Source organism: Cryptosporangium sp. NPDC048952 (genome assembly GCF_043197895.1).
Lineage (GTDB): Bacteria > Actinomycetota > Actinomycetes > Mycobacteriales > Cryptosporangiaceae > Cryptosporangium.
The window spans coordinates 1-14,279 of sequence record NZ_JBICTY010000018.1; the positions used below are offsets into that span (position 1 = coordinate 1).

Here is a 14,279-nt window from a genome sequence, read left to right on the forward strand (position 1 = left end):
GTCTTCGCTCGGACGGTGACGTTGGCCCGGGCGGCTGTCTGTCGGGTGCGGGCTCGGGTGTCGGCCAGGCGTGCCTGGGCTCTGCTGCGCACGTCGGCTTTGGCGGCGAGTGCGTCGACGGTGTCGCCGAGTTCCGCACGGGTCTCGGCGACTTCGGCGCGCAGGGCGTCCGGATCGGTCGGCGGTGGCGCAGTGGGATCGGACTGGGGAGGAGGGGAGGTGGTCATCGGCGTGCGTGCTCCCTGATGGTGTGGACGTCGGTCTTGACGCCCTCGACGGCTTCGGCCGGCACCGGCGGTGTGGCCTGGGAGAGGTTCTTCTTGCCAAGCAGGGCGACGACCCCCGAGATGACGTACAGGACGGCCGCGACGATCAGGGCTGAAGCCCAGACCGGCAGCACGAGGGCGAGAGCGGCGATCGCTGCGGTCAGCAGGGCTCCGACGCCGTAGAGGGCGACGACACCGGCGCCGCCGAATAGCCCGGCGCCGACACCGGCCTTCTTGCCTTTCTGGGTCAGTTCGATGCGTGCGAGGGCGAGCTCGTCACGGACCAGAGTGGAGACCTGTCTGGTTATCTGGGTGACCAGTTCACCGGTGGATAGGTCGCTGGGGGTGGGGGCAACAGGTTCGGCCATGACGGCCTCCTCGGGTTTGGGGGCAGGGGCGGTGGACGTCTCGCTGCGCGGGAAAGGGATGCGCGTGGTCGAGCAAGTGACGGTCTCGGCTTCGCCGACGGAGGGCACGCCGCGCGGTTGTCGCAGCCCGGTCCTGCTTCCCCTAGCCGGGACGGTGGCAGCGGAAGAGCTGCGGTGTGGGGCTGGACGCCGTGCCGCTGTGGTTTCCATCTGCTCTCCCGGGGCTCAACTGCTCGGGGAGAGGTACCCGAGGGGTGCCGGACTCAATCGATCCATCGGATCGGTCGAGGTTGGTGGCCGGGTGTAGTGCGCGCAGGGTGCCCGTCATCGGGTGGTGGCGGGCAGCCGGACGGTGAGGGTGCTGCCGTCGGGCTGGTCGGTGACGGTTAGGGTGCCGCCGTGGCGCTCGGTGATGATCCGGGCGAGGATGAGACCGATGCTGACGCGGGTGTCAGCGTCGCCGGTGCCGGTCGTATTGGCGGAGGAGAACCCGTCGCCGGTGCCAGCGATGTGCGCGAGGTGGCGGCTGCTGGTGACGACTAGTTCGGCGGCGCCTCCGGTACGCCGCAGACGGATGGAGTCCCTGGCAGGATCCGGGCCGGATGGGCCGCGGAGAAGACCGAGGAGTCTCTCGGTCAGCTGGCGCAGCCGGTCGGGGTCGCCGGTGATCACGACTGCTGGTTCCACCGCGGTGCCGCTGGCGGGCGGGACTGCCGGGTCGGCAGTTTCGAGGGCGTGGGTCAGCAGCGAGGTGAGGTCGACGTCGTAGGCCGGAAGTGGGTCGTCATCGCATTCCAGGGCGGTGATGTCGAGCGGACCGTCGACGAGTTCCCGTAGGACGGTGACGTTGCGACCGATGCCGTCGAGAAGTTGCTGGTCGGTGCTGGTGTGCGGTGCCGGGTCGTCGAGGAGCAGCTGGTTGTAGGTGGCGATGGTGGTCAGTGGGTGCGCATGTCGTGGCCGATCAGCGCGGTGAAGTCGGCGCGGGCGCGGCGCAGTTCCGCGGCCAGGTCATCGGCGCGCCGACGCGCCAAGAACTGGCCGGCCTGGGTGGCCGGGTCCAGGGGGAGGCCGGTGGTCTGGAACTCGTCGTGATGCAGGCGGGGCGCGAAGGTCAGCACCCCGAGTACCTCGGTGCCGTCGAGGATCGGCATCGACACTGCGGCGTGCAGGCCCCGTTGGGCATAGAGGCGTGCCCGGGCCTGGGATTCCGGATCACTCATCTACCGGGAGTTCTCCAGGTCGGGTTCCCAGACCGGCTGGCCGGTGGACCAGACCGTAGTCATGATTTCGTGCGACGAGCGCGGCAGCCGCCCGGGAAACAGATCCGCCAGATCCAGACCGTCGGGCTGCCAGACCGCCACCCGGCGCAAGGTGTCGGTGGCCGGCTCCACCAGTCGAAGACTCAGATACGACCAGCCCAGCATGCGTCCGACCAGCCCCATGGCTTCGGCGCCGAGCGCGGCCAACGAACCGGGGCGGGCCAGCACCCGGGCCACGGCCAGCTGGCAGTCGCGGAACTGTTCGGCGCGGCGCTGTTCGGTGATGTCACGGACGGTGGCGACGGCGCCGATCGGCTGACCGGCCCGGCCGAGAAGGGGATGGGCGCTGGCGGCGACGTAACGGTCCGGACGTCCGGGTTCCCGGATGATCGCTTCCGAGTCCCGGGCGGTTCCGCTGGCCAGGGCTGTCGCCAGGCTGGTCTCGTCCGGTGCTATGGGAGTGCCGTCGGGATGGCGCAGCTGCGCCAGGCTCGCGAGGTGCGCATCGGCGGGCGGCAGATCGGCGGGGTGGCCGTGGATGTCGCGCAGCGCCCGGTTGAAGACGACGGCCCGCCAGGTGCGGTCGATGGCTACGACGCCTTCCTCGAGGCTGTCGAGCAGCACATCGGCGAAGCCGCGCTGGTGCGCGCGTCGAGGTCGGCGGCCGCTGCGGCGGTCTGCGCGGCGTCCGCGGCGGCCACCTGAGCGGTGATGTCGGTGAGGAACGCGCAGACCAGTGCGCCGCGCGAGGCGTGCAGGACGGTGAGCCGGACGTGGGCGTGCAGGAGCCGGTCGTCGCGGTGGCGCACCTGCACGGCACCGGCGATCTGGCCGGGCCGGCGCAGCAGCTCGGCGAGCACCTCCCAGACCGGGCGCCCCTCGTAGCGAGCGCGCAGCAGTTCGTCGACCGGCTGCCCGCATGCCTGCGCGGCGGTGAACCCGAACATTTCCTGCGCGGCGGTGTTCCAGCCGGTGATGCGCGCGTCGGTGTCCCGGGTGAGGAACGCTTCGGCGATAGCGTCGAGCACTTCCCGGTTGTCCAGCTCGTCCAGGACGACGGTGTCCACCGGTGCCGGTGCGGTGGGCACGCGGTCGACGAGGACCGCGACTTCCAGCAGCGTCGTGATGTCGCCGTCGGTCCAGACGTGGGGACGCTCGTCCAGGACGGTCAGCGAGCCGACCGGACGATCGTCTGCGTCACGTACCGGGACGCCGAAGAAAGCCCGTACGCCGTAGTCGCGGGCCAGCGGGTGCTCGCGCACTCCGGCGTCGGTCTCCACCGTCATGTCCGCGCACGCGACCGGGGCGTCGGCGGCGACCATGTACTTGCACACCGAGTAGGTCGCTGGAATCCGGCCGGCGCCCACCAGGCGTTCCGGCATCCCGAACACGCCGGCCAGATGCTCCTGGCCGTCGCCCACCAGAGTCAGCAACCCCATCGGGGCGTCCAGCAGCCGTGCGGCCATCCGCGCGATCGCCGTCAGCGGCATCGGCAAGGCCGGCAGTACCCGCCGCGCGCTCGACCGCGGCCAACCGCACCGGATCACGCAACCGGACCGGGTCACCCAACTGGACCGGATCACCCGGCCCGGCGTTGTCCGCTCTCTGCATCGCGCAACCGCCCTTTCCCCGGATCGCTTGATCCCAGCCCTGCGGCGGATCACGCCGACGGACTCGCTCCGCCAGGAGGCGACTTCGTGCGCGCGGAAGCGAACATGATCGGACGACTTGGGTATGTCGTTGGGGCGAGTATCCGCTGCTCGTCGTCTGCTGACGAGTCGACGCGCGACGGATCCGGCCGAGGACTGGCGAGCTGGACCACCTCCCGACGGTGAGGCCGACCGCTCGTTCGGCTGTATGACCCACAGGGGCTAATGGCCGTGGGGGCCTCAACGCGAGATCTTGTTCCGGAGGCCGTGGCGCGAGGAGGGATCAGCCGCGTGCGGTCGAGAGCAGGACATCGGTCGGCAGGGCCTCGGTGTACCGCGCCGCGGCCGGATTGCCGGGTCCGGTGGAGTGAGCGGCAATGGAGTGAGTGGCGGTGGAGGCGCGGACAACTCGGTTGCGGCCGGTCGCCTTGGCGCGGTAGAGGGCCTGGTCTGCGGCGCTGAGCAGTGCGGGACCATCAAGAAGCCCGGCCGCGATGCCGATCGAGGCGGTGACGCGAAGGAGGGCACCGCCGGGCAGGGCGAGGGGATGTGCGGCGAGGGTGGTGTTGAGGCGTTCAGCCATGATGGCGGCGCCGTCCTCGGTGGTGTCCGGCAGTAGCCAGACGAACTCTTCGCCGCCGAAGCGGGCCACAACGTCGCTGCCGCGGGTGCACTCCTGCAGGAGGGACGCGACTTGGGTGAGGACCGCGTCGCCGGCGGGGTGCCCGTGGACGTCATTGATCGTTTTGAAGTGGTCGAGGTCGAGGATGACCAGACTCACCGATCGGTCGTGCCGGCGCGCGCGGGCGAGTTCGACGGTCAGGGCGTTCTCGAAATACCGGCGGTTGGCCAGACCGGTCAGCGGGTCGGTCACGGCCAGGTGTTGCTGGTCGGCGAGAGCCTCGGCGAGTTGCTCGGCCAGGAGGGTGCGCTCCCGCATGACCAGCCACAGACGCAGGAGGAGCCCGACGAGCACCAGCGCGGCGATCAGTTGCGGGAAGTGGTTCTTGTCGAACTTCAGACCGGTCATGGTCAGGCCCGCGACGGCCGCTGCTGCTGCGGCGATCGACAGGGGCATGGTCCGGTCGTCGCGGGCCGGCAGCGGAATCAGGGTGTCCTCGATGCGGCGTGCGGCCATCAGACCGGCAAGGGTCAGCAGAACCATGCCGAGCTGGTAGCCGACGCTGAGCCAGCTGCCTTCGTGATAGGCGCGGCCGGTCAGAACCGCGCGCAGCAGGGCGACGTTGACAACCGCGTTGACCAGGTAAGCCGCGCAGACCAGCCGCAGTGCCGGCGAAGCGTGCCTTCCGATCCGGGCGATCAGCGGCACGAGGAGGACGACTGTGGCGATGCCACTGATCGCGTAGACGAGCATCGTGGTGCGGGTGCTGACGGCCATCGCCGGTGTCTCGGCGGTGGCGGCGAGCCGGCCGACCAAAGCGGTGACCCCGGCGACGGCCAGCACCAGGTCGGCGCCCATCCAGAGCCGGGTGGATCGGTTGCCCGGTTGCAGCGCGGCGAAGAATCCCGCAGCCGCAGCGACGAACGCTGCGATCAGCAGCCCGTTACCGACGGCGTCGAGGGGCCCGAGTGCGGTGGCGGCTTGGTCGTGGTTCGCGGCGAGGACGGTTCCGGCAGCGGTCAGAGAAGTGGAGCCGGCGAAGTAGGCCCACGGTCGGTGCTGCCGGCCCTGCGCGCCGCGCCGGCGCCGCCGGACCGCCGCTGCGGACAAGGCCACGATCGGGGCGGCCAAGGCCGCTACCGACACCACATCGACCGCCGCCCGCATCGAGCCGGAAAGCTGGGCACCGCCCATGTTGGGCATGGCATACCCGATCAGATAAAGCACGCCCACCCCGGCCGCGACGCCGACCACCCGGTCCCGCCGGTGCTGGTTCGGCTGCCTCGGCGCAAGTATCGCGCTGTCCTTGTCTGCTCCTCGCATGTCGCTCACTTCCCCGCTGAGAACGGCATCGGCTCGCCGGGATCTCCCGGCGCTACTCCCTTGTCGGCACCGTCAGGAGTGACCGGGCGTCCCGGCGGGTGCCGCTCGGGTGCAGCGGTGTCGCGGGGAGCTGCCGATCCCGGATACGCACCCGTCTCAGGCGCCGGTAGCGGCGCCGGTATGCGGCAACCAGACGGTGAACCGGGTACCGCCACCCGGTGCCGGCTGGGCGGTGATGGAGCCATGGTGGGCCTCGATGATGGCCTTGGTGACCGCAAGCCCGAGGCCGGTGCCCTTGATGCCATGCTCGAGCGCGGTGGAGGCACGGAAGAAGCGGGTGAACAAATGCGGGAGCTGCTCGGCGGGAATGCCGATGCCGGTATCGCTGATCCGGACGCGCACGCCACCGTCTGCCGGCTCGGCGGTGACGGCGACGGTGCCGCCGGGCGGGGTGTAGTTGATCGCGTTGCTGAGCAGGTTGTCGATGACTTGCCGCAGGCGGGAGGTGTCGCCGCGGATGGTCAGCGGGGCGCCCAGACCGCCGATGAGGGTGAGGCCTATGGTGTCGGCGGAAGGCTGCTGATCGTCGAGAGCTTCGCGCAGGAGTGCGGTGAGGCAGAGCGGCCGGGCGTCGAGGTTGATGTGACCAGCATCGATGCGGGCCAGATCGAGGAGCTCCAGGCGCGTTCCCTCCTGACGATGTCGCGCTCGCGCGAGTGTTCGCCAGCTACGCCGCGGTGGTGGTCGCCAACGCGTACCTGTACGCGACGACCGCGGATCTGGCGGAGGGGATGCGGCACGCGATGGCATCCCGGGCGGTCATCGAGCAGGCCAAGGGCATCATGATCGCCCAGCACGGCTGCTCGCCTGACGACGCTTTCACCCGGTTGACGAAACTGTCGCAGCACGCCAACCGCAAACTGCGAGACGTGGCGGCCGACCTGGTGGCTCAGGCGCAAGGCGCCTCGCTACCGCCGCTCCTCCGGAATCGCCCCCGAACCTGAGCGCCGGTCGGCGCGCCTCGCACCGACCCCGCCCCCGGTCGGTTCTGCGGCCGATGTCGCGGCCGGCGGTCAGGGGAGCCGCAGGGCCAGTATCGCCACGTCGTCGGGGTGGGTGAGGCGGTGGTCGGTCAGGAGGTCGTCGAGGAGGCCTTCGAGTGGTAGTTGCCGGCGGCCGGTGAGTCGTTGCCGCAGGCGGATGATCCCCTCATCCAGCTCGCGCCGCAGACCTCGACCAGCCCGTTGGTGTAGAGCACCAACGTCAACCCAGCCGGATGTGGCTGGTGAGTCTGGCGGGGTGGTCGGGGCGTACGCCGAGCATCAGCCCGAGGGCGTTGAGGGCGCGGGCGGTTCCGTCCGGGAGCAGAACGATCGGCGGAGGATGCCCGGCCGGTGACCACCGCACACGATGCGCGTCGTCGCGGTCGCGTCCGACGGTGGCGATCAGAGCAGTGGCCGGAATGTGATCGCCTAGGGCGTAGTTGGCCGTTCGCGGTGTCTCGGTCGGATCCGGTGCGGGGCCGATGAGATAGGCGGGCAGCATGCTGCGCAGCTGTCCCATGCGGGCGGCCGCGGAGATGTCGTGGCCGGTGACGTATACGATGACCAGCGCGAGCCGCCCCCGCCGGGCATTGCCACGGCGTTGTACCAGTCGCAGCCGACCTGCTTGAGGCGGCGCGCCGGCTGGTAGCGGGCGGCCAGCTCGTAGGGCGGGGCGGCGGGCAGCGCGGTGAGCATCGCCCGCTGCGGGGTTTCGGCGACGGTGATGCGGTCGTGCAGGTGATGCGCGCGTTCCGGGGCCTGGGTGACGTAGCCGGCCAAGATGAGGATGAGGGCCCGTTCGCTGGCTTCGAGCCGCTGCGGGCTTGCTCAGGCGAACCGCAGCGTGCCGAGCGCTCCGTCGCCGCTGAGCAGAGGAGCGCATCCCAGGGCGTGCCAGCCGATCTGTTCGAGGTCGCCGACCTGCGGCAGGTAACGCGGACGCGAACTCGTCGCGGTCGAGGATGAACAGGGGGCGTCGCTCGCGGACTGGGCGTGCGGTGGGGTGGTCGCTGTTGGCGGGGACGGTCGTCCAGGGTTCGGCGAGCTCGTGCGGCAACGGCTCGGTCGTCACCAGGTTCAGCCGGGCGGCGGTGGGGCCGCGCAGCATGCTGCCTACGTGGGTCGGCGAGGTCTCCGCTGACCAGGTGGGCGACCGCGCGGACGACGTCATCGACGGGTTAGGGCGCCTTGGAGTGCTTCGCTTACGCTGAGCGTAGGCGGCTGCGACGCAGGGCAGTGTCGACATCGCCGGCGAGCCGGTTGGCTTCGGCTTGGGCGACTTGGCGTTGTGCGGCTGCGTCGACCATCAGCTGCTGTTCGCGTTCGGCAAGGTTACGGCTGATGCGCAGGCGTAGCTTCGCCGAGCTGGCCGCGGCGAGGTCGGTCAACAGGTCGATCTCTTGGGTGTCTCATTGGTGAGGGACGAGATCGATGGCGCACAGTGAGCCGAGGGTGGGCCCGTCGGCGTCGGTCAAGCGGGATGGCCGCATAGGCGACGAAGCCCAGATCGGTGAAGGCCGGGTGGGTGTGCGTCTCGGCGGACGCGCGGGCGTTGGCGGCCAGGAGCGGCTGGCCGGTCTTGGCGACGCGCTGGCAGAAGGCGTGGCTCAGCGGAGCCTGGCGACGGGTCAGCCGGGACTGGGCCAGGCCGGCGGTGCGGGGAAAGAACTGACGGGTGTCGTCCACCAGCGAGATCAGGACGACCGGAACGTCCAGCGCCTTGCGCACCAGTTCGGCGAACTGGTCGAGGGCATGGTCGGGGTAGGCGGTCAAGCCCGTGCGCTGCAGCGCGGCGACACGGCTGGCCGCGTGCGGGCCGCGGCATCAGGACTCACCAGGCACCACCGTCGCCGCCCGCTGGCAGGCACGCCGTGACGGGACAGCGGGGCGTGGCGCTCTTCCGCGGAATCTAGAGAGAAGCACCAAAGCCTCGGTCATCCGGGTCGGGGGCAGAAAGCGCACTGCCCGATCAGCCGGGCGCTCCAGGTGTACTCACAACGCTTCAAGCAAGGAAGGCTTTGCGAGGACGGCTCGATTGTGCGGACGCCGCTGCTTGACGTGGGCTCCGGCTGCACGCTGGAGACCGGAGAATCAGCTTACCGGCTGCCTGGATGAACCGCCTCCGGCAGCGGGGAGGCGCATGTCACCATGGCGGTACTCGGCTCCTGCGGTGCCGGGTACCGGCGAGAGCGCGGCTCATGGAGGGCCCGGTAGGTCGCCGGTCACCCGTTGCACGACGCGCCGTCCCAGGGACACGCCGTGGTCGGCGTTGCGCTCGTAGAACCGGCAGAGAAGTACCACGTCGATCGCCGCTGCCATGCCATGCGACCAGCCCTCATCCAGCAGACGGGCGAACAGATCGCGGTGCAGGGCGTCCATGTGGTCGTCGATCGCGGCCAGCTCGGGTGCCAGCGCGACCTCGCGGCAGGCGAGCAGCGTCGTGGCCTTGGCTGCCACGGCGTGAGCGAGGTGACCGGCGTCAGCGAAGACCGGCTTCAGGTCCGCAGGCACGACGTGGTCGGGGTAGCGCATCCGCGTGGTGGTGGCGACGTGGCGGGCCAGATCGCCTATGCGTTCCAGCGACGACACGATGCGCAGAGTGCTCAGGGCGGTGCGCAGGTCGATCGCGACGGGGTGGTGCAGGGCCAAGACGCTCAGGCAGCGCTCCTCGAGTTCGCGGTGCAGGGCGTCGATGCGCGCGTCACCGGAGATGACCGCTTCGGCGAGAGTGAGGCGAAGTGCAGCAGCGCGGTGGTGGCCGCAGTCATCGCCTGCCGGACGAACTCGGCCATTCGCAGCAGCACCTGGTCGATCGCGGTGAATTCGACATGGAAGGTTTGCTGCATCACCGCTCCTCCGCGCGTCGGACCTTGCCATCGCGCTCACCCTGGGACCCGCTGATTTCGCCACGTGTCGCTTTTCGTGACCGGGAGCGCTCGATTCGCAGGGTCTCCGCACGGGTGCGCCGAGGATCTTGGCATCATGGACGAAGGGAACACGCCGGTGTGCGGGGGGATGGCCGTGAATGTGCTGCAGATGATCGATGTCGGCACCGGAGATGTGCTGGACACGATTCGCCTGGTCGAGGGGCGGATCGTGGCCGAGACCGGCCCGGGGTCGCATTTCTTCGCCGGCAAGCGGACGGCGGTTCCCGGCACGAGCGACGAGCAACTGCTCGCCGCATACGCTAACTGGAGCGACGGGCAGATCGCGCTACATCCGGTGACCGGCGCGGCCCCGGCGGTCTAGGAGCCCGCTTCGGCACGCCGACCGGCCGACCGGTGACTCGCGCACGGGTCCGCCCGGGACGACGGTTGCCCGCCCGATCGAGCCGGCGATCTTTCCTCATTCGACGCGGTGACCGAAACTAATCGCCGGCAGATGCTGCTTCGACGAGCGCCCGGGGACCTGCTGCGGGCAGGGTCAGCACGAACCGGGCGCCGCCGCCGGGATTATCGCCGGCGGTAATGGTGCCGCCGTGGCGTTCAACGATGCGTTTGCAAATCGCCAGGCCCAATCCGGTGCCGGTGTACTGGGCAGTGCGGTGGGCCCGGTGGAAGTTCTCGAAGATCGCCTCGTGCTGGCCGGCGGGAATGCCGATGCCGTTGTCGCTGACCTCGACCCGGACGCTGCCATCAGGGGTCCGACCGCCCCGGATGCTGATGGCGGGTGTGACACCGGGGGCGGTGTACTTGATGGAGTTGCCGATCAGGTTGTCTAGTAGTTGCCGGATCAGGACCGGGTCGGCGTGCACGGCGTCCAGGTGCCCGATCGCGAAGCGCGGTGCGGGATTTCCGACGGCCGTGGCGGCATCGGTCCGGGCGATCGCGATCTCGGCGACCACGACCGAGAGGTCGATGAGGCCGGGCGCCACAGCGGCGTCGCGCGCGGTGGTGTAGGCGAGCAGGTCGTTGATGAGCCCGCGCATCCGCGCGGCAGCCCGCCGGACGCGGGTCAGGCAGTCGCCGGCTTCGACGACGGCCGCGTGCGCAGGTGCCTCGCCCAAGGCGTCGACGGCCGCCTCGGTCCACCCGTCGACGGTGGTGAGGGGGTTGAGCAGGTCGTGGGCGACGACTCCGGCGAAGCCGGCGAGCTCGTCGCGGTGGCGCCGCTCGGCGGTGACGTCGTGGAAGAGCACCACGGCTCGGCGGGTCTGCTCCGCGTCGGGCAGAGCGGTGGCGGTGACGCTGACGATGCGCCCGTCGGGGACTCCGGCGTTGCGGACCAGCAGGTCGACGCCGTGGACGTCGTCGCCGGCCATGGCCCGGGCGTAGGGAAGATCCGCGTCGTTCAGCGGCGTGCCGTCGGGGCGGAACAGCCCGTAGTGGCGGCTGCCGGTGACCGTGTCGGCCGGGCTGGTGACGCCGCCGAGCAGCGCGCCCGCGGCGGGGTTGCGCAGGACGACCTGTCCGTGCGCGTCGATGACCGCCACTCCGTCGGCCATCGAGTCGATTATGGTGCTCATCAGAGCTGCCTGCTGGCTGGCTTCTTCCTTACCGGCGGCGAGCTCGGCCATCAGAGTGTCGCGTTCGTCGCGGCCGAGGGCCAGCACCAACCCGACCACGGCGACGATCGCGACGAACAATTGTGCGATCAGCGCCCGGATGGCGTGGGATTCGATCGCGGCGAACGGACCGGTTCCCCCCAGCGTGAAGAGCACCGCGGCGGTGCCGACGCACAGGTCATGGGCGATGACGAAGCCGGTCGTCAGCCGCAAGCTGGCCCAGACGGTGACGGCGATCAACGCGAACGCCAGCGGCAGACCGGTGTTGTAGGAGAACCCAGCGGCGTAGGCGAGCGCGGACGAGGCGATCAGCGCAACGTACTCGGCCACCCCCGCAGACAACAGACGGTGACGCGCCGCGGCTAGCCATGCCGCGGCGGAGCCGACCGCCGGCCGGCGCCGCCACCGGGCCAGCGCACACCCCAGCCGCAGCCCGGCGACACCGACCAGCAGAATGCTCGCGGTATTGCGGGCAAGCCACACCGCGGTGGTAGAGGAGGAGTAGCCGTCGGTCAACACCCAGATCCCGACGCTGCCCAGACCGGCGCCGCAGGCAGTCGAGACCACGGCGGCGGCCAGCAGACCCCACAGGTCGCTGGGGCGCGTCATCGGCTCGTGCCCGCCTGCACCCCACAGATGCGGACGCCATCGACCGAACAAACACAGGAAGACGATAAGCTGCCCCACGTTCGCGGCGACGAACACCGCGGCCATCGCGGGGCTTGCCCCGGTGGCCAGGTTGACCACAACGGTGACCATGATCAGCGCGAGCAGATCGATCCAGCGGTTACGGGCGTCGCGTCGGGCGCAGAACCAGACCACTCCGGCACCGGCCGCCGGCCAGATCATGCTCAGGTTGGTGTCGTCCATGACCGTCATCCGCCCGGCCACCGTCGCCGCCGCATAAACGGCGGTGAACAGCGCGATGGCCGCAAGTGACCGCAGAACTCTCACCGGACGGCTCCAGGGGCACCGTGCTCAGGGGGACCCTGCTCGTGCAGCTCCCGCACCATCGCCTGAAGATGCTGCGCGTTGAAGGGCTTGCGCATCGGCACGCCGCCGGCCGCGCGCATCCGGGCGAGATCCGGCTCTGACCACAACACGCTCAGGAACACCGCCGGCAGGTCCGGGCGCCGCTGCCGCAGCAAGCCGAGCAACTCGATGCCGTCCATCTCGGCCATCGCGACGTCCAGCACCGCCACGTCCGGCATCCCGTGTGCGCTGACCGCGCTCAATGCGTCCTGACCGCTGCCGGCGGCCAGCACCTTGCAGCCGCCGGAACGGACACAGCGCACGACCAAATCACGCACGTCGCGATCGTCGTCGACCACCAGTACGCGCATCGCTCACCCCCGCAAGGCACCCGGCTGTCCCATCGGTGCCCCAGGCGGCAGCCTGAGCGTCTCTGACCCCCGACCAGGGCGCAGAGGGGCGAGGATGGCCAGTTATGCCAGGCGGCCGCGGTAGCGGCTGGCCGCGGCCGGGATCGACGGTCAGCCGGATCGGTCGGCGATGCTTACGACAATGCCCTCGCCGAGTCGGTGATCGGCCTGTCCCAAACCGAACTGATCCATCCGTGCGGGCCCTGGCGCGCCCTTGAGCAGATCGAGATCGCCGTCCTCGAGTACGTCGATTGGTTCAACCATCGGCGCGGTTCGGCGAAGGCATAGATCTGCCACCGGTTGAGCTCGAGGAAGACCACCACCGACACCGAGCCGGCCTGACCGAGGTCGGCCATCCAACCCGTTAAGTCTCTCGACACGCCGGGGGCTCACCCAACTGTGCACGATGGCCCAACTGTGCACGATGGCATCAGTCGCCGATATTTCGTTTCGATCCGCATGCCGCCGACGCTCAGGAAGTCACAGCCTAGGGGCCTATGACGGTGTGGGGCAGTGGCCGGCGCCGTTGCCGCGAGAGCTGGTGGATGCAGCGTTGCCGAACCATGATGCTGGATCAGCGCTACGGGACCGAATCCTCGCTCCCGCCGTGACCGTGGTGGAGCAACCGTTTCTGGCAGCGGCTAGGCAATTACGGGCTGGGGGCCATACCGGGGATGATCCGCAGCGGTCGCATCTTCGCCATGCCTCGTGCGTGCGGCTGAGACGGGGATGACCCTCCGACCGCAGGCGGGATTCCGCCGACGTTGACCGCTTGAACGCTTGACCAGCCCAACGGTCAACAAAGCCCTGAAGATGTTCGCCGGTGGCCACCTGGCGCGCTGGGGACCCGCACCGCGGCGCAGCCTTGACGACGTGGTTTATCGGCAGTTGCGGGCATTCGATTCCCGATATCTATCGACGTTATCGGAGGTCACGCGGGGAGCGCGATCGTTGGGAATTTCCGCCCGAGGCCGTCGACGCCCCCGCAGCCGGTGGGCGGTCGGCGTCCGGCAATCCCGAGGCGCTGGCGGTGCAGCGCGCGGCAGCCGAGGCGGCACTCGAGCAGCTGGGCAGTCTCGCCGATCAGCAGATCCTAGTGCCAGGGCTAGTCTGTTAAGAGGCGCCTGCACTGGAAGCCGTTGCCGGTTAGTCGTGGTAAGCGGTCACTCTTACTGACGGTCCGGCGTTCGTCCTGATACCTACAATCGCCGCGCACTGCGGTCACCGTCCTGCGGAAACTCTGTCCGAGTCGGTTCAGCGGCAGGCCGTGGATCGCTGATTTGTGGAAGCTCTGATACTATAAGCGCGGATTGCCCTTTAAGTAGGCGTATGGGGTGATTCGGCGGCGGTGGGATGCCGATCCAGTTGCATGCGATGGCGTCCCGCCGCCGTGCGCAGTCGAGCGCAACTCGGCCGGATGGCGGGCGATGCACGTCAGCAACTCGCCACCATGGCGAAACCGCGCTAGTGGCCAGCGTTGAGCCTCAGGCGGCGGATCGGCAGAGCATTCCGTGTGGACCACGGTGCGCGATCCGCCGGGCATCGACTGTAAGCTGGCTCGCGAGGTCTGGCCGAGGCGACCCCAGCCGCAGAAACGCCAAACGGTACCAGTCGGGATTAGCATCGGGCTGGCGCCCATGCCCGCAGCGGCGACCGACACGCGGGGCGCACGACGTTTCTCGACGGCACCCCCATGACCGAGATCGCGCCGGCTCAACACCACCCTGCGGCAACGACCCGGTCGCAGCAAGGCATCCACCAGGCCCTTTACTGGTGGATCGGCTAGCGCTTCCGGTCCCGCGAGGGCGCGCGCCGCCTTGCCGCCAGCTAGGCAGCCGACGGCAAGGCCGGTCAGGCGGG

The 14,279-nt window shown here is 69.8% G+C and carries 17 protein-coding genes and 1 pseudogene; 3 read left to right on the forward strand and 15 right to left on the reverse strand.

From position 1 onward, the window contains the following. The 8 genes from ACGFY5_RS44975 to ACGFY5_RS45010 all read right to left on the reverse strand — a co-directional run. Positions 1-227 (reverse strand): DUF3618 domain-containing protein (locus ACGFY5_RS44975; protein WP_392731217.1); only part of this gene is annotated, 227 nt, incomplete at its 3' end. Beyond that, on the reverse strand, positions 224-634 hold the full coding sequence (locus ACGFY5_RS44980; protein ID WP_392731218.1) for a phage holin family protein: 411 nt from the start codon (positions 632-634) through the stop codon (positions 224-226). The genes ACGFY5_RS44975 and ACGFY5_RS44980, both read right to left, overlap by 4 nt. Before the next feature lie 324 nt (positions 635-958). After that, positions 959-1,321, reverse strand: a complete 363-nt coding sequence (locus ACGFY5_RS44985; protein WP_392731220.1) for a hypothetical protein — start codon at positions 1,319-1,321, stop codon at positions 959-961. 251 nt (positions 1,322-1,572) lie between these two features. Continuing rightward, positions 1,573-1,857 carry a hypothetical protein gene (locus tag ACGFY5_RS44990; RefSeq protein ID WP_392731222.1) on the reverse strand — a complete coding sequence of 95 codons (285 nt, stop codon included), beginning with the start codon at positions 1,855-1,857 and terminating at the stop codon, positions 1,573-1,575. Further along, entirely contained in the window at positions 1,858-2,520 is a 663-nt protein-coding gene (locus ACGFY5_RS44995) for a PAS domain-containing protein (RefSeq protein WP_392731223.1), read from the reverse strand. Beyond that, on the reverse strand, positions 2,487-3,386 hold the full coding sequence (locus ACGFY5_RS45000; protein ID WP_392731234.1) for a GAF domain-containing protein: 900 nt from the start codon (positions 3,384-3,386) through the stop codon (positions 2,487-2,489). The genes ACGFY5_RS44995 and ACGFY5_RS45000 overlap by 34 nt, the downstream gene beginning before the upstream one ends. Positions 3,387-3,828: 442 nt before the next feature. Next, entirely contained in the window at positions 3,829-5,490 is a 1,662-nt protein-coding gene (locus tag ACGFY5_RS45005; protein ID WP_392731225.1) for a diguanylate cyclase, read from the reverse strand. 156 nt (positions 5,491-5,646) lie between these two features. Next, positions 5,647-6,300, reverse strand: coding sequence for a sensor histidine kinase (locus tag ACGFY5_RS45010; RefSeq protein WP_392731226.1), 654 nt, complete (start codon positions 6,298-6,300; stop codon positions 5,647-5,649). On the opposite strand from ACGFY5_RS45010, the gene ACGFY5_RS45015 reads away from it, so the two are divergent. Further along, positions 6,294-6,494, forward strand: a complete 201-nt coding sequence (locus ACGFY5_RS45015) for an ANTAR domain-containing protein (RefSeq protein ID WP_392731227.1) — start codon at positions 6,294-6,296, stop codon at positions 6,492-6,494. The two genes, ACGFY5_RS45010 and ACGFY5_RS45015, sit on opposite strands and share 7 nt — an antisense overlap. A gap of 259 nt (positions 6,495-6,753) precedes the next feature. Here the strand turns inward: ACGFY5_RS45015 and ACGFY5_RS45020 are convergent, their stop codons facing one another. The 5 genes from ACGFY5_RS45020 to ACGFY5_RS45040 all read right to left on the reverse strand — a co-directional run bounded on the left by ACGFY5_RS45020 (position 6,754) and on the right by ACGFY5_RS45040 (position 9,379). Continuing rightward, on the reverse strand, positions 6,754-7,779 hold the full coding sequence (locus tag ACGFY5_RS45020; RefSeq protein ID WP_392731228.1) for a SpoIIE family protein phosphatase: 1,026 nt from the start codon (positions 7,777-7,779) through the stop codon (positions 6,754-6,756). Continuing rightward, the gene (locus tag ACGFY5_RS45025; protein WP_392731237.1) at positions 7,736-7,921 is read right to left on the reverse strand and encodes a hypothetical protein; all 186 of its coding nucleotides are present in this window, start codon (positions 7,919-7,921) and stop codon (positions 7,736-7,738) included. The genes ACGFY5_RS45020 and ACGFY5_RS45025 overlap by 44 nt, the downstream gene beginning before the upstream one ends. Then, positions 7,866-8,261: a hypothetical protein gene (locus ACGFY5_RS45030; protein WP_392731235.1), complete on the reverse strand. Its 396-nt coding sequence runs from the start codon at positions 8,259-8,261 to the stop codon at positions 7,866-7,868. Before ACGFY5_RS45030 ends, ACGFY5_RS45025 begins: the two co-directional genes overlap by 56 nt. 468 nt (positions 8,262-8,729) lie before the next feature. After that, positions 8,730-9,245: a phosphate uptake regulator PhoU gene (locus tag ACGFY5_RS45035; RefSeq protein ID WP_392731236.1), complete on the reverse strand. Its 516-nt coding sequence runs from the start codon at positions 9,243-9,245 to the stop codon at positions 8,730-8,732. Continuing rightward, entirely contained in the window at positions 9,188-9,379 is a 192-nt protein-coding gene (locus ACGFY5_RS45040) for a hypothetical protein (protein ID WP_392731238.1), read from the reverse strand. Before ACGFY5_RS45040 ends, ACGFY5_RS45035 begins: the two co-directional genes overlap by 58 nt. Before the next feature lie 136 nt (positions 9,380-9,515). On the opposite strand from ACGFY5_RS45040, the gene ACGFY5_RS45045 reads away from it, so the two are divergent. Then, positions 9,516-9,782: a hypothetical protein gene (locus ACGFY5_RS45045; protein WP_392731229.1), complete on the forward strand. Its 267-nt coding sequence runs from the start codon at positions 9,516-9,518 to the stop codon at positions 9,780-9,782. A 118-nt stretch (positions 9,783-9,900) separates the two neighbouring features. Here the strand turns inward: ACGFY5_RS45045 and ACGFY5_RS45050 are convergent, their stop codons facing one another. Further along, the gene (locus ACGFY5_RS45050; RefSeq protein ID WP_392731230.1) at positions 9,901-11,991 is read right to left on the reverse strand and encodes an ATP-binding protein; all 2,091 of its coding nucleotides are present in this window, start codon (positions 11,989-11,991) and stop codon (positions 9,901-9,903) included. Beyond that, complete coding sequence (locus ACGFY5_RS45055) at positions 11,988-12,380, reverse strand: response regulator transcription factor (RefSeq protein WP_392731232.1); 393 nt, start codon at positions 12,378-12,380, stop codon at positions 11,988-11,990. The genes ACGFY5_RS45050 and ACGFY5_RS45055 overlap by 4 nt, the downstream gene beginning before the upstream one ends. A 124-nt stretch (positions 12,381-12,504) precedes the next feature. Between ACGFY5_RS45055 and ACGFY5_RS45060 the strand changes: the two are divergent. Continuing rightward, a pseudogene (locus ACGFY5_RS45060) lies at positions 12,505-12,689 on the forward strand (integrase core domain-containing protein); the annotation flags it as partial. Positions 12,690-14,279 lie beyond the last annotated feature (1,590 nt).

Coding starts and splice junctions, on each gene's coding strand:
- ACGFY5_RS45045 (WP_392731229.1), top strand. CDS start 9,516: ATGGACGAAGGGAACACGCCGGTGTGCGGGGGGATGGCCGTGAATGTG.
- ACGFY5_RS45040 (WP_392731238.1), bottom strand. CDS start 9,379: ATGCAGCAAACCTTCCATGTCGAATTCACCGCGATCGACCAGGTGCTG.
- ACGFY5_RS44980 (WP_392731218.1), bottom strand. CDS start 634: ATGGCCGAACCTGTTGCCCCCACCCCCAGCGACCTATCCACCGGTGAA.
- ACGFY5_RS45000 (WP_392731234.1), bottom strand. CDS start 3,386: ATGCCGCTGACGGCGATCGCGCGGATGGCCGCACGGCTGCTGGACGCC.
- ACGFY5_RS45020 (WP_392731228.1), bottom strand. CDS start 7,779: ATGTCGACACTGCCCTGCGTCGCAGCCGCCTACGCTCAGCGTAAGCGA.
- ACGFY5_RS45055 (WP_392731232.1), bottom strand. CDS start 12,380: ATGCGCGTACTGGTGGTCGACGACGATCGCGACGTGCGTGATTTGGTC.
- ACGFY5_RS44990 (WP_392731222.1), bottom strand. CDS start 1,857: ATGAGTGATCCGGAATCCCAGGCCCGGGCACGCCTCTATGCCCAACGG.
- ACGFY5_RS45005 (WP_392731225.1), bottom strand. CDS start 5,490: ATGCGAGGAGCAGACAAGGACAGCGCGATACTTGCGCCGAGGCAGCCG.
- ACGFY5_RS45010 (WP_392731226.1), bottom strand. CDS start 6,300: ATGCCATCGCGTGCCGCATCCCCTCCGCCAGATCCGCGGTCGTCGCGT.
- ACGFY5_RS45015 (WP_392731227.1), top strand. CDS start 6,294: ATGGCATCCCGGGCGGTCATCGAGCAGGCCAAGGGCATCATGATCGCC.